We start from the raw sequence: 15,509 nt of genomic DNA, 5'->3' as shown, positions 1-15,509 counted from the left end.
GGCGGTTTCGGCGACGTTCGCCATAGGGTGAGAAGCGGCTGAATTCGGTCACTCGACAAGGGAGCCATGGATGCCGCGGTACCTGATCTCGTTCGATGACGGCTCGATGATCATTCCCGACCAGGAGTTGCCCCAGGTGGACGCGGCCGCACACGAGGTGGTGCGGGAGGCTCAGGACGCCGGCGTGTGGGTCTTCGGTGGTGGATTGGCCAGCCAGCGGGCGAGCGTCGTGGCCACCGACGGGAGCGTCACCGGTGGCCCGTACCCGGAGACCAAGGCGGTCCTCGGCGGGTTCTCGATCGTCGATGTGCCCTCACGCGAGGACGCGCTGGAGTGGGCCGCCAAGATCGCCGCAGCGTGTCGCTGTGCGCAAGAGGTGCGGGAAATCATGACCGACCCGGCCGTCTGACCGACGACGGCGGCAGCGGCGGCAGCGGCGGGGACCTGCTCCCCACGTGGTTCGTGAGCTGCGGGTTCGGCACGCCGCAGGCCCGTGGTGACGCGGTGGGGCGACGTGGTCCGACCCGTCCCACAAGGGGCGTCCCGGCGCTCTCGCCCGCCCTCACCCGCCGGCTGGCCACCGTGGACGACAGGGCGGGAGGGCCCGCGCTCGCCCGCGCCCTGACCGACCGCTCGGCGCTCTTCGTCGCCGGCAGGCGGTACGGCGAGGCACTGGCCGACTTCCGGGAGGCCGTCGACCTGCTCGCGTGACCCGGAAAGCCGCATTCCGGGCTCCTCTACGATCATCCGCGTGTGCGCACATGTGATAGTCGCGGAAGACGACCCGAAGCAGGCGGAACTGGTACGCCGCTACCTCGAACGCGAAGGGCACGCCGTCACGGTGGTGGGGGACGGCCTCGCCGCACTGGAGCAGGTCCGGCAGGGCACGCCGGACCTGCTCGTCCTCGACGTGATGATGCCGCGGGCCGACGGGCTGGACGTCATACGCGTACTGCGCTCCGAGGCACGCGAGTTGGCGGTGCTCATGCTCACCGCCCGGTCCACCGAGGACGATCTGCTGCTCGGGCTCGACCTGGGTGCGGACGACTACATGACCAAGCCGTACAGCCCGCGTGAGCTGATGGCACGGGTACGCACGCTCCTGCGGCGCACGCGGCGCAGCGGGCGGGACGCGGATCCGGATCCTGCCGACGGGCATGTGCTGCGGGTGGGCGCCCTCGCCGTCGATCCCGTACGCCACGAGGTGGCGGTGGAGGGTGTGCGGGTGGAGTGCACACCGGGTGAGTTCCGGCTTCTCGCCGCGATGGCCGCGGAACCGGACCGCGTCTTCGCGCGGGAGCAACTGCTGGAGGAACTGCACGGGTTCGACCGGTACATCAGCAGCCGCACCGTCGACGTGCACATCATGAACCTGCGGAAGAAGATCGAGCGGGCGCCCCGTCGGCCGGTCCGGTTGCTCACCGTCTTCGGTGTCGGCTACAAGCTGACGGATCCGGCGAAGGGTGCCGCGCGTGCGTCGGCACGATGAGGACGGCGGTTACCGGCTGCCGCTCCGCAAGAGTCTCCTGGGGCGCCTGCTGGCCGTATCGGCGCTCGTCGCGGCGTGTTCGGTCGCCGCGACCGCCTGGCTGGCGGTGCAGACCACCTCCGGCGCGATCGAGCAGGAGCAGGGCCAGAACCTCTCCGCCGACAGCCGTATCCACGACACGCTGCTCGGTTACGCGGCGGAGCACCCGACCTGGGACGGCGTGGCGGCGACCCTGGAGGAGCTGGCCGCCGATTCGGGCCGGCGGATCACCCTGACGACGCAGGGCCGGGAGATCCTCGCCGACTCCGCGGGGGTGTCCCCTCCCCCGCCGGCTCTGCCGTCCCAGGCGTCGGCGGTCGTGGACCCCATGTCCGTGGACGCCGCCCAGTCGTCCGGGACGGGGCCCGTGACGACCGGCGTGGGGACGCAGTCGGGCACCGACCGCATCGACCCCCGCGCCGTCGGCCCGTTCCGCCTGCCGCAGACCGAGCACGCCTCGCTCATGGGCATCGCCGAGGATGCGACGGCCTGCCTCGACCAGGAGGGGATCGCCTCGGACGTGGTGGAGTCGCCGAGCGGGCGGCCCCGTATCCAGGTCGTGGGCAACGACCCCGACCGGGTGCAGGGCACCCGGTGCGTCACGGACGAGCTGGGCACCCCCACCCCGACCGAGAGGAAGGCGCTCCGTGCGCTCAACGAACTGGTCGACGCGTGCCTGGACCGCCAGGAGCGGGACCCCGTACAGCTCGATCTGGACCTCTCGTGGGGTGGGGGCAGGGAGTCTGCGGAGGCCGCGGTCTCGACACCGGCGCCCCGGCCGACCGCCGTCCCCCAGGAGGTACGGCCGACCCCGTCCCCCGCGCCCACCGTGGACGCCGGTGCGACCGGTGAGAACGACCGGGCCATCGCCTCGTGCGTCGGCATCGCCCGCCAGGAGCAGCTCAGCTCCTACGTGGCCTCGCCCGCACTGTTGTTCATCAGCGATCCGGACGGCGGCGCCGTCCCCGGTTTCGATCTGTCGCCCGCGAACACGGCCAGGATCACGGGCGTCGCGGCGCTCGTCCTCGCGCTCACCGTGGGCGCCTCGGTGCTCGCCGGAGTCAGGCTCGTGCGACCGCTGCACGCACTCACGGGAGCCGCACAGCGCATGCGGGACGGCGAGGAATCAGCCCCCGTCGTGGTCACCGCGGACAACGAGATCGGCCGTCTGGCCGCCGCCTTCAACGACATGTCCGCCCACCGCGCGCGGCTGGAGGAGCAGCGCAAGGTGATGGTCAGCGACGTCGCCCACGAGTTGCGCACCCCGTTGAGCAACATCCGTGGCTGGTTGGAGGGCGCCCAGGACGGGATCGCCGATCCCGACGCCGTGTTCATCTCCTCGCTGTTGGAGGAGGCGGTGCAGCTGCAGCACATCATCGACGACCTCCAGGACCTGTCGGCGGCGGACGCGGGTGCGCTGCGTCTGCATCCCGAGCCGGTGCGGATCGAGGACCTGCTCGCCCATGTCGCGGCGGCCCACCAGGCGCAGGCGGACATGGCGGGGGTGGGCCTCGCGGTGGCTGCCACCGGGGCCGCCGTACCCATGCTGACGGCCGATCCGGTACGGCTGCGGCAGGCGGTGGGCAACCTGGTCTCGAACGCCGTACGCCACACTCCGGCGGGTGGGCGGGTGACGTTGCGTGCGTACGTCACCGAGTCCGGGGAGGAGGTGGCGGTGGAGGTCGCCGACAGCGGTAGCGGCATCCCGGAGGAGGACCTGCCGTACGTCTTCGACCGCTTCTGGCGTGCCGAGAAGTCCCGCAACCGCCGTACCGGTGGCAGCGGTCTGGGCCTGGCGATCGTCCGCAAGCTCACCGAGGCGCACGGCGGGACCGTCGGCGTGGTCAGCACGGTGGGCAGGGGGTCGGTCTTCACCCTGCGCCTGCCGCCGGACGTCCCTGACGGCACGGGGCCGGTCCACCACGGGGTCCGGTCCTGACGGCACGGGAAGCACACCAACCGCGCCGGGCCCGGTGCGGTAGGTGCGGTCGGCTCGGGGAGCGGGGCGGGCTCCGGGCCCTGATGCGATGGACACAGCGTCCTGACAGCTTCCTCATATCTCCACTCCATTCTGTCGTCATGCCCGGCGCCCACCGCGCATCCGCAGGCGGGCCCCACCAACGCCGGGCCGGAATCGGAGTCACTCAATGTCCTCTCGTTCGACCCTGCGCGCCGCAGTCCTGACCGCCGTCGCGGCCGGCGCGTTCCTCGTCCCGTCCACGGCCGCCCTCGCGGACGACCGCAAGCCGACGCCCACCGCCGAGAGCACCACCACGCCCAGGCCGGTGGACGAGGCGGAGCAGGCGCCCGAAGAGGCCGACCGGGCGCCGTCTGCGGCGCCGACCGCGTCGGTCCCCACCGGCCAGCTGCCGCGGGGCGGCGTCGCGGCCGGTGAGCGCGCGGCCGGGGAGACGGGCGGCGCCACCGCGCTGTACGGCTCCGCGGCGGGCGCCGTCCTGCTGGCCGGCGCCGGCACCTTCGTGCTGCGTCGTCGTTCGGCGCACCGCAACGGCTGACCTGCCCCATGTGGCGCCGCTCCGCACGTCGGGGCGGCGCCACTTTCCGTACACCCGGAACCACGTACGCCCCAGAGCCTCGTCCCCACAGCCCCTACGCCCGGAGCCACCATGTCCCGCACCGCACACGCATTCCGGCGGACCGTCATCGCGTCGGCCGCCTCCACCCTGTTCCTGGTCCCGCTCACCGGCTGTTCGTCGTCCGGGGCGGCGGAACCCCCGGCCACCGCCCGGGTGTCGGACTCGTCCGCCGACGGAGCCACGGAACCCGCGGAACGCCCGAAGGCTCCGGCGCCCGCCCAGGTCACCATCCCCTCGATCGGGGTGACCAGCGAGTTGATGCGGCTGGGACTCAACGCGGACGGCACCGTGGAGGTGCCGCCCGCGGAGAAGGGCATGACGGCGGGCTGGTACGCGGGCGGGGCCGTCCCGGGTGAGCCGGGGGCCGCCGTGCTCATCGGTCACAACGACACGCGGTTCGGCAAGGCCGTCTTCCACGACCTGAAGAAGATCGCCAAGGGGGCCGCCGTGACCGTGCTCGACGGGAGCGGCAGGAAGACGCACTTCACCGTCACGGGCACCGAGACGGTGAACAAGAACTCCTTCCCCACGCAGAAGGTCTACGGCGCGACGGGCGAGCGGGTGCTCCGGCTCGTCACGTGCGACGGTTCGTTCGACGCGGACGGGCACCCCGTGGACAACCTCATCGTGTACGCGAAGCTCCGCTGACCGGTGGTCCGTCCGGTGCGCCGGGCAGCGGCACGGCGCGCGCACCACACCTGCGACACCGTGCCAACTGTCCGGCGTACTCCCGGCGTCCGGCGTCTGCCCGTGGCACGTCGATGCTCGCCCACGAGGACCTCGACCACGTTCTGTCGCACGGTCCGTCCAGGCCGGTCCACCGAGTATTTTCAGCCGACGCAGCCGCCTCGACCTGGCTGCACGAGCTCGCCTGACGGACCATACGCTGACCCCCTCAGCCGACAGTGGGGCACCGTATGAGTCAGTACTACAAAATGGGCGATCGCACGCTGTGGAACCCGTCGAACGGGGCCTCCCAGCTGTTCCTGCGCCACGTCGCCGTGTACGAGGCCGAGCTGGACCTGCCGTCCGGCATCGGTCCCGAGCAGGCGGACGAGTACCAGGTCGACCCCGACGTCTACGCGGCGTTCGTCCACGCCCTGTTGCGGTGGCACCACAGAACGCGGCACCGCGTCATGCGGCGCCTTTCGGACGGCTTCGTTGCCACGGCACTGGCCCTCGCTGAGCTGGCCGGCAGCGAAGTGGACTGGGATTCCGCCGACTTCGCGCCGCGGGGTTGTGCCTGCCGGAACGGCCACGGCCATGCCGACGGGCACAGCCCCGCGGCGCAGGAGGACTGGGCGACCGCCCTGCGCCGGGAGTCACGCGAGATGGTCCGCTCGATGGCCGAATGAGCCACCCCGCCCTGTCCGCCTCATGAGCGCCGAAGGTGAGCCGCGGTGGCCCCTCCCGGCCTCCGCGGCTCACCTTCGGCGGCTACGGCCCTCCTACGGACGGGTGTAGGGCCGCGTCATGATCTCCATGTTGTGGCCGTCCGGGTCGTCGAAGTACGCCCCGCGACCGCCGAACAGGTCGTTGACCCGTCCGGGCTCGGTGTGGCGGGGGTCCGCGTAGTAGGTCACGCCGAGCGTCTCGAGCCGGCCGATCATGGCGTCGAACCGCGCGTCGGGCACGAGGAACGCGTAGTGCTGCGCCTGGACCGGCTCGTCGCGCTTCTCGTAGTAGTCGAGCGTCACCCCGTTACCGAGGTCGACGGGCAGGAAGGGGCCGAACGGTGCGCCCACCTCCAGGCCCAGGACCGCGGCCAGGAACTCGGCCGACAGGGAGCGGTCCGAGGCGTACACGGCGGTGTGGTTCAGCTGGACGGTGGTGACACCCTGGTCCAGGGTGTGTTCGTTCTGCATGGGTGGCAACTCTCCGGGTCTTGGGTTCCGTTGGGATACGGCGCCGCACAGGGCGCCCGACGGTACGACTCGGAGATGGGGCGGGCCTCGGGCCCGCCGTGCGGTCACGCCGCAGCCGGGCGCCGCTCTCGTGCATGGCTCAAGGCCGACCCGGCAGTCACACACCGATCGTAGCGTGCGGCGGACCGTGTTTCCCGGGCGACGGGAATCTTCGCGTGCGTGGACGACCTGTCCGGACCGGGCACCGCACCGTAGGGGCGTGGACACCCCGCGGTGGTACCGCGGTACCACCGCGCCTCCCGAAGTGTCACCTGTGGTCCCACGGAACAGGGGCTCCCGGCTCGTAGCGTCGCAGGCAGAGGTCGCGGCGTGACTGCGGCCACCGACGGGACACCCGGGACACGAGAGGGCCACATCCATGATCGAGGCACACGAGCTGACCAAGCGGTACGGGGACAGGAAGGTCGTCGACCGGCTGAGCTTCGTGGTGCGGCCGGGCGAGGTGACCGGGTTCCTCGGTCCCAACGGTGCGGGCAAGTCCACGACCATGCGCATGATCGTCGGCCTGGACGCTCCGACCAGCGGCTCCGTGACGGTCAACGGACGCCCTTACGCCCGGCACCCCGCCCCGCTGCACGAGATCGGCGTCCTGCTGGACGCCAAGTCGGTGCATCCGGGGCGCAGCGCCCACAGCCACCTCATGGCACTGGCCCACACCCACGGCATCGCCCGCAGCAGGGTCGACGAGGTCATCGAGGTGGCCGGGCTGACGAAGGTGGCGGGCAAGCGGGTGGGCGCGTTCTCCCTCGGTATGGGGCAGCGGCTGGGCATCGCCGCGGCGCTGCTCGGCGACCCCGAGATCGTCATGCTCGACGAGCCGGTCAACGGACTCGACCCGGAGGGAGTGCTGTGGGTGCGCAACCTGCTGCGTTCCCTGGCCGACGAGGGACGGGCGGTGATGCTCTCCTCGCACCTGATGAGCGAGATGGCGCTGATCGCCGACCACCTCGTGATCATCGGCCGCGGACGGCTGCTCGCCGACACGTCGCTGAGCAACTTCACCCGGCAGGCCGGGGGCGGTGGCGTCAAGGTCGTCACCGATCAGGCCACCCGTCTGCGGACGCTGCTGGCGGCGCCCGGAGTCACCATCAGTTCCCCGTCCGACGAGGAGCTGACCGTGACCGGCCGTGAGGCCCGGGAGATCGGGACCGTCGCGGCCCGGCACGGGGTGCCGGTCTACGAGTTGGCACCGCAGGCCGTATCCCTGGAGGCGGCCTTCATGGATCTCACCCACGACGCCGTGGAATACCAGAGCGCCCCCGTCGGCGCCGGACGAAAGGCAGCCTGATGTCCACCACACTCACCGCGGGACCCGCTGTCGGAACCACGGGACGGAAGGTGACCGGACGGGGCGTGCTGCGCTCGGAGTGGGTCAAGTTCTGGTCGCTGCGCTCCAGCTGGATCACGCTGGTGGCCTCCGTCGCCGCACTGCTCGTCTTCGGATCGGTCGCCTCGTTCACCTACAGCTCCGACGGCGGGGCCGCGCTGAACGGCCCGCCGGGAGCCGGTGCCGGCGGTCCCGGCGACGCGGTCAGCCTCGCCCTCGCCGGCTCGACCTTCGCGGCACTGGGTGTGGGGGTGCTGGGCGTGCTGATGTCCGCGGGCGAGTACGGCACCGGCATGGTCCGCTCCACGTTCGCGGCGGTGCCCGGGCGGCTGCCGGTCCTGTGGGCGAAGGCGACCGTGATCGGCCCCCTCGCCGCGATCGTCGCCATGGCCGGTGTACTGGCCGCGTTCCTGACCGGGACCGTCGAACTGGACGGCGAGACGATCGCGCTGTCCCTGGGAGACGACGGGGTTCCCCGCAGCCTGGTCGGCGCGGCTGTCTACCTCGGCCTCGTCGCCGTGCTCGGTGTCGCTCTCGGCTCGCTGGTCCGCTCCACGGCGGCGGGCATCGCCTCCCTGGTCGGCATCCTGTTCATCCTGCCGGGCCTGGGCTCCCTGCTGCCCGGATCCCTGCACGACTCGATCAGCCCGTACCTCCCGAGCAACGCCGGCTCGTCGATCTTCGCCCTGCAGGAGGCCTCCGGCTCGCTGTCGCCCGCGGCAGGACTCGCGGTCTTCGCCGGCTGGGTCGCTCTCGCCGGTGCGGGAGCGGCCGTCCGGCTGAAGAAGACCGACGTCTGAGCGGCGGAACGACGAGAATGAGGACCATGAGCCCGCACCGCGCGGCGACGGCCGCGGACCGAGCCCGGGGATCGGCGTCTCCGCAGTTCCCCGGACTCGAGGCGGTCTGGGGGCAGAACCCGATCCTGCACGTGCTGCTGAGCCGTCTGCGCCGGCTGCGCCGGCTCGACCGACGGCGGCCCCTGCTGCTCGACACCTCCGTGGTGCTGCTCGTGGTCTGCGTCAGCCTGCCGGACCTGCTCGCGGGCGGCGCCACCTCTCCCTTCGGGGAGACCGACACCCGAGCGCCGTTGCCGGCCGCCGCGCTGTACGGGCTGTTCGCCGCGCAGGTCGTACCCCTGTGGTGGCGTCGCCGCGCCCCGGCCTCCGTCTGTTTCGCGATCATCGCGGTCTCCGTCGTCCAGGGCGCTCTGGGTCTGTCGCTGCCGGCCGCCGTCAGCGCCGCCCTGTACACGCTGGCGCTGCGCGGCTCGCTCCGCCTGCTCGGGTGGGCCGTCGCCGGGGCGGTGTTCCAGGTCGTCCTGACGCTCTGCGTCCTGGTACCCGTCGACCGCTGGGTGCCCGGCCTCTTCTTCCTGATGGGGACCGTCATCGCGCCCACCGCCGTGGGCCTCGCCCTCCGGGCGCAACGGATGTACCTGACGGCGCTCAGGGACCGCGACCGGCGCCTGGCGGTCGAACGGGACCAACGGGTGCAGCTGACCGCCGCCGCCGAACGTTCGCGCGTCGCCAGGGAGATGCACGACATCGTCGGCCACAACCTCTCGGTCATGGTCACGCTCGCCGACGGTGCCGCGACCCTGGCCGCCCACAACGACGAGCGGTCGGCGGAGGCCCTGCGCATGCTCGGCGACACCGGCCGGCAGGCCATGAGCGAGCTGCGCAGCGTGCTGGGTGTCCTGCGGGAGGGGCAGCAGGATCACGGGGGCGGCAGGCCCCTGAGTCCTCAGCCGGGCATCGGCGACGTGGAAGCGCTGCTGACGCGGATCCGTGCCGCCGGTCTCCCGGTGACGTACCGGACGGCGGGCGACCTCGCCACGCTGGGCGGCGGTGTGCAGCTCACCGTGTACCGCATCGTCCAGGAGGCCCTCACCAACACCCTGAAGCACGCGGGGGCGGGTTCCGCCACCCACGTCACCGTGACGGCGGACGCCCGCACGGTGCGGATCCGCATCGCCGATTCCGGGACCGCGCCCGGAGCCCCGGTGCCCGCGGAGGCGCCGGCGCGGCCCGACGGCCCGGGACACGGCATGGTCGGCATCCGGCAGCGCGCCGGCCTGTACGGCGGCACGGTCAAGGCGGGCCCGCGCGAGGACGGACCCGGCTGGATCGTCGACGTCGAGCTCGACGTGCCGTCCACCCGGGCCCCGTGAGACACAGGAGAGTCCCCGTCATGACGACCGTGCTGATCGTTGACGACCAGCCCATGCAGCGCCTCGGTTTCCGCATGCTCCTGGAGGGGACACCGGGCATGACGCCCGTCGGCGAGGCCTCGCACGGGGCCGAGGCTGTCCGCCTGGCGGCCGAACTCCACCCCGACGTCGCCCTCATGGACATCCGTATGCCGGGCATGGACGGTCTGGAGGCCACCCGCCGGATCGTCGCCGCGGGAGGCCGTACCCGCGTCCTGATCGTCACCACCTTCGACCTCGACGAATACGCCCACGACGGGCTGCGGGCGGGCGCCAGCGGTTTCCTCCTCAAGGACGCGCGCCCCGAGGAGATCATCGCGGGCATCCAGGCGGTGGCGACCGGCGACGCCGTCGTCGCCCCCCGCCTGACGCGCCGCCTCCTCGACGCCTACGCCCACCAGGTCCTCGCCCCCACGGACACGTCCGCCGCCGAGGACCCGCGCGTGGCGAAACTGAGCGACCGGGAACGCGAGGTGCTCGTCGCCGTCGGTCAGGGATGGACGAACGCGGAGATCGCCGGGCACTTCGTGCTCTCCGAGTCCACGGTGAAGAAGCACGTCGGACGGGTCCTCTCCAAGATAGGCGCACGCGACCGGGTGCAGGCGGTGATCGTCGCGTACGACGCCGGCCTCGTCCGGGCGAAACCCTAGGCACCGCCGGCGCGGTCGCCCGTATCCACTGCGGCGTGCCGCCTCCGCGTGCCGCCGAGCCCCCCTACGAACAGATCAGGCATGGTGCGCGTACTCGTCCTCGACAACCATTTCCTGCTGCACGACGGCCTGCGTGGCAGGCTGACCGCCGAACCCGGCCTGACCGTAGTCGGGCAGGCGGCGACCGGAGCGGAAGCGATCGGCATGAGCACCGCGCTGGGGCCCGATGTCGTCCTGGTGGGCGGCCGGTTCACCGGCGGCGCCGGCCTCGAAGCCATCCGCCGCATCGCACGCCCCCCGCTCCCCCGGGTTCTCGCGTCACCCCACCTGACGGCGCCGCAGGACGCACGCCCTCCTGGCGTACTCGCGCTGGCCCCCGCCGGCGACCGGGAGTACGCGCTCGGGGCCCTGCGCGCCGGGGCGGTCGGGCTGCTGACGGACGGGGCGACCCCGGAGGAGCTCGTGGCGGCCATCCGGGACGTGAGCGCCGGTAGGGCCGTCCTCTCCCCGGACGCGCCCCGCGCGATCATCGAGGCGGTCCGTCGGCTGTCCGCCGTCCGCCTCGACGATCAGCTCACCCGGCTCCACGGCCTGACCCGTCGGGAACGCGACGTGCTCGTCGCCGTCGCGTCGGGCCACAGCAACGCCGAGATCGCCGATTGGCTGAGCATCGCCCCGAGCACCGTCAAGACGCATGTCGGCCGGGTCATGCACAAGATCGGGGCCCGCACGCGGGTGCAGGCGGTGACCTTCGCCTACGAATCCGGCCTCCTGCGGGCGGCCGCGTGCGGGTAGGCGGTTTCCTCCGCATCGGCGACACGCGGTACGCGGACGTGCGGTGAACCACCGCCCGCAGGAGCACCGACCCCACATTGCATGATCATGCGAAATGACGCATACTCTTCCTATGTCTAAGGTTCTCACCTCCCTGCCCACCGGCGAGCGCGTCGGCATCGCCTTCTCCGGCGGACTCGACACCTCCGTCGCGGTCGCGTGGATGCGCGACAAGGGCGCAGTCCCGTGCACCTACACCGCCGACATCGGCCAGTACGACGAGCCCGACATCGCGTCGGTGCCCGGCCGTGCGACGGCCTACGGTGCCGAGATCGCACGCCTGGTCGACTGCCGTGCGGCACTGGTCGAGGAGGGCCTGGCCGCGCTCACCTGCGGTGCGTTCCACATCCGCTCGGGCGGGCGCGCGTACTTCAACACGACGCCGCTCGGGCGTGCCGTGACCGGCACCCTGCTGGTCCGGGCGATGCTCGAGGACGACGTGCAGATCTGGGGCGACGGCTCCACGTTCAAGGGCAATGACATCGAGCGGTTCTACCGCTACGGCCTGCTCGCCAACCCGCACCTGCGGATCTACAAGCCGTGGCTCGACGCCGACTTCGTCACCGAGCTCGGCGGCCGCAAGGAGATGTCGGAGTGGCTGCTGGCCCACGACCTCCCCTACCGGGACAGCACCGAGAAGGCCTACTCCACCGACGCCAACATCTGGGGCGCCACCCACGAGGCCAAGACCCTGGAGCACCTCGACACCGGCGTCGAGACCGTCGACCCGATCATGGGCGTCCGGTTCTGGGACCCGTCGGTCGAGATCGCCGCCGAGGACGTCACCGTCGGTTTCGAGCAGGGCCGCCCGGTGACGATCAACGGCAAGGAGTTCGCCTCCCCGGTCGACCTGGTGATGGAGGCGAACGCCATCGGCGGCCGCCACGGCATGGGCATGTCCGACCAGATCGAGAACCGGATCATCGAGGCCAAGAGCCGCGGCATCTACGAGGCCCCGGGCATGGCACTGCTGCACGCCGTGTACGAGCGCCTGGTCAACGCGATCCACAACGAGGACACGGTCGCGCAGTACCACAACGAGGGCCGGCGCCTCGGCCGCCTCATGTACGAGGGCCGCTGGCTCGACCCGCAGGCGCTCATGGTCCGCGAGTCGCTGCAGCGCTGGGTGGGCGCGGCGGTCACCGGCGAGGTGACCCTGCGGCTGCGGCGCGGCGAGGACTACTCGGTCATGAACACCTCCGGCCCGGCGTTCAGCTACCACCCGGACAAGCTGTCCATGGAGCGCACCGACAACTCGGCGTTCGGCCCGGTCGACCGGATCGGCCAGCTCACCATGCGCAACCTCGACATCGCGGACTCCCGCGCCAAGCTGGAGCAGTACGCCGGTCTCGGCATCGTAGGCAACGCCCACGCGGCCCTCCTCGGCACTGCCCCGACCGAGCCCACGGGCCTGATCGGCGCGATGCCGGAGGGCGGCGCCGAGGTCATCGCCTCCCGCGGCAAGTCCGCGGACGACGACGAGATGCTGGACCGCGCCGCGATGGAGTTCGGCACCGACTAGTCCGGCCCGTCCGCCACGCGGGAGGGTCCCGTCACGCTGCCGGTACGGCCGCGCGGCGGGACCCTTTCGCGTACGGGGTCAGCTGGTGACGAGCCCTACGAATCCGGCCCATGCCGCGGGGGTCACGGTCATCACGGGGCCGTCGAACTGCTTCGAGTCCCGAATGTGCACGAGGGCGGCGGCGGCGACCTCGACGCACTCGCCGCCTTCAGCCCCGCTGTAGCTGCTCTTGAACCAAACCGGCTCCTGCGTGGCAGGAGCATCGATGGTGTTCATAGCTCTCCCAGCAACTTCTCGATAAATCCCAGAGACTCCTGCGGAGTCAGAGCCTGCGAACGGATGATCCCATAGCGTGCCGACAGTGAGCGCACCTCGTCACGATCGGTCAACAGGATGCTGCGCCCCTGTACCTCCAAGTACGCAAGTTGTTCGCCGCTCCGGCACGTGATCAGGGTGAACGGCCCATCGAGTCCGGCGTTGTCTTCACGGACCGTCGGCATGATTTGAATTTCGACGCTGCGCTGACGCCCCACGAGCAGCATCTGCTCGAACACGCCCCGCAGCACACCGAATCCGCCGAAAGGCCGTCTCATCACAGCCTCCTCGATCACGAAACTGATCAAGGGAGCAGGCCATCGCTTGAGCACCTCCTGTCGAGCGACGCGCGCCAACACGCGTTGTTCGATCGTGTCTTCATCGAGTAGAGGGCGCCGCATAGCAAGCAGGGCACGGGTGTACGCCTCGGTCTGCAGGAGCCCAGGAACCGCGCTCACCGCATACAGGTACAGCTCCAGCGCCTCGGTCTCCAAGCGCGCAGCATCCCGGAAGAACGCCGGGTACTGCGACCGTGCCAGCTCCTCCTTCAACGCCACCAGCAGCCCCCCGGCCTCCAGCAGCCGGTCCGCCTTGTCCACGAACGCGGGCTGCGGGATCCGCCTCCCCTGCTCGAACGAGGCGACGGACTGGGCCGCGTATCCCATCCGCTGCCCGAACTCCGCCCGGTCCAGCCCCGCCCGCACCCGGAGCAGCTTCAACTGCCGTCCGAACGCGACCGCGACCCCGTTGCCCTGCTCGCCGTCCGGTCTCGCCCCGGACGGCGCATCCGTCCCCACCGCGACCGTCTCGTCCTGCGTCATCGCCACCGCCTGTCCCCTGCGCGTACAAGCCGGACGCACACCGCGTACAGCCGGACCGCGACCGCGCGTCACCGCTGGTCACGCTACGCCACCGGAGGGCAACGTGGAGCCATGACCAGCAGGAAGCCCCTCCCCGTACGCCCCGTCCGCACGACCCGGCCCCGCTTTCCGTGGCACCACTTCACGATGTGCTTCAGCTCCACCCCGCGCGGCGCCCGCCTCGCCCGCCGTCTGGCCGGGGAGCGCCTCGACGCCTGGGGCGTCCCGTACGGCGGTGACGCGCACGACGCGGTGACGCTGACCGTCGCCGAGCTCTGCGCCAACGCCGTGCGCCACGGCCACGTGTCCGGCCGTGACTTCCGGCTCCGCCTCTCGGCCGAGGGATCGGCGATCCGCGTCGAGGTCACCGACACCCGGGGCGAACGGCTCCCGGCCGCAGCCGATACGGCGTCGGCCGACCAGGAGAGCGAGGGCGGTCGCGGCCTGGTCCTCGTCGCCGCCCTCGCCGACCGCTGGGGCTGGTACCCGTGTGCCGACGGCCCGGGAAAGACCGTCTGGGCCGTTCTGGAAGTCGTGTCCGTATAGCCGAAGAAGCGCGGATCCGCAAAGGGAACGTCCGCCCAACACCGTCCGGACGGAATGTGGCAGCCGGGGAAATCCTCGAATTCACCGCCGGTTTTCACGGACGGATCTCCGCCGCACGACGTTAATCTCGACCCGTCCACCCGACGATTCCGCGAGGTACCCGTGACGCCCCTCAGCAAGCTCTACCTCCGGCTCGACGACGTCGAACTCCCGGACACGATCCCCTACTCCCAGGTGAGCGCTTGGGAACTGCGCTTCCTGTACCTGCTGGGCCGCCACCGGCTGACCGGGGCGGGCAAGGCGATAGAGCTCGGTTCGGGCGGCGGCGGGTCGACGTACGCGTTCGCACTCGGCCTGTCGGAGAATCCCGACTTCGACAGGCAGCTCGACAGGCTGCACGCCTACGACTTCTTCCGGGTCGGCAAGGGGACCTTCGCCTCGGAGAAATTCTTCTCGGCCGGGGTGGCACCGGAGGACAGCAACTCCTTCCTCGACGATTTCAAGGCCAAGCTGACGCCGTTCATCGACTTCATCGAACTGCACCCCGGTGACATCTGGCAGACCTCCGATCCGGAGGACCACAGCCCCATCGAATTCCTGCACGTCGACATCGCGAAGACGGCGCGGGTCTTCCGCTGCGTGGCCGAGCGATTCCTGCCGCGCCTGGAGCCGGGATCCGTGGTGCTCCACCAGGACTTCGCCAGCCCCCGGCTGCCCTGGCTGCACTACAGCACCGGCCTGCTGCTGCCGTACATCGAGTTCCCCGGACCGCCCATCCGCTCCACCCTGGCCTTCGAGGTGGTCAGGCCCATCCCCCGGCACGTGCTGCGGGCCATCGCCGAGGACTCCTTCAGCACCGACCGGAAGCTGGAGCTGATGTCGGCCGTCCAGGACGTCGTCGACCGGGACCACACCGACGGGATCCCGTTCAAGGCCGTGATCGAACTCGCCAAGGCCTACGTCGCCCACTACGACGGCGACCCCCGCCGCGCCTGGAAGATCGCCGAGCCGCTGACCTCGGACCCGTACCTGGACCGCACCCGCAAGGACCACTTCGCCCAGCTGAGGAAGGCGCTCGACGAGGCCGCCCCTCCCGGCAACGCGCCCACCGGCCTCTCCAGGCTGATCAGGAAGTTGACGGGGCGGTCCCGGGCCAACTGAGCGGGGGCGTGTGCGCCACGCCCGTGTCCTGC

General features: G+C 71.4%; 18 protein-coding genes. 15 read left to right on the top strand and 3 right to left on the bottom strand.

Annotated elements, in window-relative coordinates:
* Positions 1 to 70 precede the first annotated feature (70 nt).
* The 7 genes from OG927_RS28290 to OG927_RS28260 all read left to right on the top strand — a co-directional run bounded on the left by OG927_RS28290 (position 71) and on the right by OG927_RS28260 (position 5,480).
* Complete coding sequence (locus OG927_RS28290; protein WP_124280579.1) at positions 71 to 409, top strand: YciI family protein; 339 nt, start codon at positions 71 to 73, stop codon at positions 407 to 409.
* 95 nt (positions 410 to 504) lie between these two features.
* A complete protein-coding gene (locus OG927_RS28285) occupies positions 505 to 711 on the top strand; it encodes a hypothetical protein (RefSeq protein ID WP_319102026.1) in 207 nt (68 codons plus the stop codon).
* A 40-nt stretch (positions 712 to 751) separates the two neighbouring features.
* Positions 752 to 1,489 (top strand): response regulator transcription factor, encoded by a 738-nt coding sequence (locus tag OG927_RS28280; RefSeq protein WP_209469328.1) that lies wholly within the window; start codon positions 752 to 754, stop codon positions 1,487 to 1,489.
* A complete protein-coding gene (locus OG927_RS28275) occupies positions 1,473 to 3,467 on the top strand; it encodes a sensor histidine kinase (protein ID WP_330320994.1) in 1,995 nt (664 codons plus the stop codon). The genes OG927_RS28280 and OG927_RS28275 overlap by 17 nt, the downstream gene beginning before the upstream one ends.
* A 208-nt stretch (positions 3,468 to 3,675) precedes the next feature.
* Entirely contained in the window at positions 3,676 to 4,044 is a 369-nt protein-coding gene (locus tag OG927_RS28270; RefSeq protein ID WP_124280581.1) for an LPXTG cell wall anchor domain-containing protein, read from the top strand.
* Positions 4,045 to 4,155: 111 nt separating this feature from the next.
* Positions 4,156 to 4,773 (top strand): class F sortase, encoded by a 618-nt coding sequence (locus OG927_RS28265; protein WP_056792304.1) that lies wholly within the window; start codon positions 4,156 to 4,158, stop codon positions 4,771 to 4,773.
* Between the two features lie 269 nt (positions 4,774 to 5,042).
* Positions 5,043 to 5,480 (top strand): DUF6086 family protein, encoded by a 438-nt coding sequence (locus OG927_RS28260; protein WP_330320993.1) that lies wholly within the window; start codon positions 5,043 to 5,045, stop codon positions 5,478 to 5,480.
* 93 nt (positions 5,481 to 5,573) lie between these two features.
* Here the strand turns inward: OG927_RS28260 and OG927_RS28255 are convergent, their stop codons facing one another.
* Positions 5,574 to 5,990, bottom strand: a complete 417-nt coding sequence (locus OG927_RS28255) for a VOC family protein (RefSeq protein ID WP_056792302.1) — start codon at positions 5,988 to 5,990, stop codon at positions 5,574 to 5,576.
* A gap of 418 nt (positions 5,991 to 6,408) precedes the next feature.
* Between OG927_RS28255 and OG927_RS28250 the strand changes: the two genes are divergently transcribed.
* The 6 genes from OG927_RS28250 to argG all read left to right on the top strand — a co-directional run bounded on the left by OG927_RS28250 (position 6,409) and on the right by argG (position 12,595).
* Positions 6,409 to 7,338 carry an ABC transporter ATP-binding protein gene (locus tag OG927_RS28250; RefSeq protein ID WP_056792301.1) on the top strand — a complete coding sequence of 310 codons (930 nt, stop codon included), beginning with the start codon at positions 6,409 to 6,411 and terminating at the stop codon, positions 7,336 to 7,338.
* Positions 7,338 to 8,177, top strand: coding sequence for an ABC transporter permease (locus OG927_RS28245; protein ID WP_124280584.1), 840 nt, complete (start codon positions 7,338 to 7,340; stop codon positions 8,175 to 8,177). Before OG927_RS28250 ends, OG927_RS28245 begins: the two co-directional genes overlap by 1 nt.
* Before the next feature lie 26 nt (positions 8,178 to 8,203).
* A complete protein-coding gene (locus OG927_RS28240; protein WP_124280585.1) occupies positions 8,204 to 9,550 on the top strand; it encodes a sensor histidine kinase in 1,347 nt (448 codons plus the stop codon).
* A 20-nt stretch (positions 9,551 to 9,570) separates the two neighbouring features.
* On the top strand, positions 9,571 to 10,239 hold the full coding sequence (locus tag OG927_RS28235) for a response regulator (protein ID WP_124280586.1): 669 nt from the start codon (positions 9,571 to 9,573) through the stop codon (positions 10,237 to 10,239).
* An 81-nt stretch (positions 10,240 to 10,320) separates the two neighbouring features.
* Positions 10,321 to 11,034 carry a LuxR C-terminal-related transcriptional regulator gene (locus tag OG927_RS28230; RefSeq protein ID WP_124280587.1) on the top strand — a complete coding sequence of 238 codons (714 nt, stop codon included), beginning with the start codon at positions 10,321 to 10,323 and terminating at the stop codon, positions 11,032 to 11,034.
* A gap of 112 nt (positions 11,035 to 11,146) precedes the next feature.
* Positions 11,147 to 12,595, top strand: a complete 1,449-nt coding sequence (argG, locus tag OG927_RS28225) for an argininosuccinate synthase (RefSeq protein ID WP_124280588.1) — start codon at positions 11,147 to 11,149, stop codon at positions 12,593 to 12,595.
* Between the two features lie 78 nt (positions 12,596 to 12,673).
* Here the strand turns inward: argG and OG927_RS28220 are convergent, their stop codons facing one another.
* Positions 12,674 to 12,871, bottom strand: a complete 198-nt coding sequence (locus OG927_RS28220) for a DUF397 domain-containing protein (protein ID WP_330320992.1) — start codon at positions 12,869 to 12,871, stop codon at positions 12,674 to 12,676.
* Positions 12,868 to 13,731 carry a helix-turn-helix domain-containing protein gene (locus OG927_RS28215; RefSeq protein WP_330320991.1) on the bottom strand — a complete coding sequence of 288 codons (864 nt, stop codon included), beginning with the start codon at positions 13,729 to 13,731 and terminating at the stop codon, positions 12,868 to 12,870. Before OG927_RS28215 ends, OG927_RS28220 begins: the two co-directional genes overlap by 4 nt.
* A gap of 111 nt (positions 13,732 to 13,842) precedes the next feature.
* On the opposite strand from OG927_RS28215, the gene OG927_RS28210 reads away from it, so the two are divergent.
* Both OG927_RS28210 and OG927_RS28205 read left to right on the top strand, forming a co-directional pair.
* Positions 13,843 to 14,316: an ATP-binding protein gene (locus OG927_RS28210; protein WP_124280590.1), complete on the top strand. Its 474-nt coding sequence runs from the start codon at positions 13,843 to 13,845 to the stop codon at positions 14,314 to 14,316.
* Between the two features lie 162 nt (positions 14,317 to 14,478).
* Entirely contained in the window at positions 14,479 to 15,477 is a 999-nt protein-coding gene (locus OG927_RS28205) for a class I SAM-dependent methyltransferase (protein WP_056792294.1), read from the top strand.
* Positions 15,478 to 15,509: the final 32 nt, after the last annotated feature.

It is taken from the genome of Streptomyces clavifer, from assembly GCF_036345975.1.
GTDB classification, from domain to species: Bacteria; Actinomycetota; Actinomycetes; order Streptomycetales; family Streptomycetaceae; genus Streptomyces; species Streptomyces clavifer.
Note: the sequence above shows the minus strand (reverse complement) of the source record. Positions and strands in the feature narration are given on the sequence as shown.

Bases quoted from the DNA above. Each gene is read 5' to 3' on its own strand.
- OG927_RS28255 (WP_056792302.1), bottom strand. From the start codon at position 5,990: ATGCAGAACGAACACACCCTGGACCAGGGTGTCACCACCGTCCAGCTG.
- OG927_RS28270 (WP_124280581.1), top strand. From the start codon at position 3,676: ATGTCCTCTCGTTCGACCCTGCGCGCCGCAGTCCTGACCGCCGTCGCG.
- OG927_RS28260 (WP_330320993.1), top strand. From the start codon at position 5,043: ATGAGTCAGTACTACAAAATGGGCGATCGCACGCTGTGGAACCCGTCG.
- OG927_RS28215 (WP_330320991.1), bottom strand. From the start codon at position 13,731: ATGACGCAGGACGAGACGGTCGCGGTGGGGACGGATGCGCCGTCCGGG.
- OG927_RS28230 (WP_124280587.1), top strand. From the start codon at position 10,321: ATGGTGCGCGTACTCGTCCTCGACAACCATTTCCTGCTGCACGACGGC.
- OG927_RS28210 (WP_124280590.1), top strand. From the start codon at position 13,843: ATGACCAGCAGGAAGCCCCTCCCCGTACGCCCCGTCCGCACGACCCGG.
- OG927_RS28220 (WP_330320992.1), bottom strand. From the start codon at position 12,871: ATGAACACCATCGATGCTCCTGCCACGCAGGAGCCGGTTTGGTTCAAG.
- OG927_RS28235 (WP_124280586.1), top strand. From the start codon at position 9,571: ATGACGACCGTGCTGATCGTTGACGACCAGCCCATGCAGCGCCTCGGT.
- OG927_RS28245 (WP_124280584.1), top strand. From the start codon at position 7,338: ATGTCCACCACACTCACCGCGGGACCCGCTGTCGGAACCACGGGACGG.
- OG927_RS28290 (WP_124280579.1), top strand. From the start codon at position 71: ATGCCGCGGTACCTGATCTCGTTCGATGACGGCTCGATGATCATTCCC.
- OG927_RS28265 (WP_056792304.1), top strand. From the start codon at position 4,156: ATGTCCCGCACCGCACACGCATTCCGGCGGACCGTCATCGCGTCGGCC.
- OG927_RS28240 (WP_124280585.1), top strand. From the start codon at position 8,204: ATGAGCCCGCACCGCGCGGCGACGGCCGCGGACCGAGCCCGGGGATCG.
- OG927_RS28250 (WP_056792301.1), top strand. From the start codon at position 6,409: ATGATCGAGGCACACGAGCTGACCAAGCGGTACGGGGACAGGAAGGTC.
- argG (WP_124280588.1), top strand. From the start codon at position 11,147: ATGTCTAAGGTTCTCACCTCCCTGCCCACCGGCGAGCGCGTCGGCATC.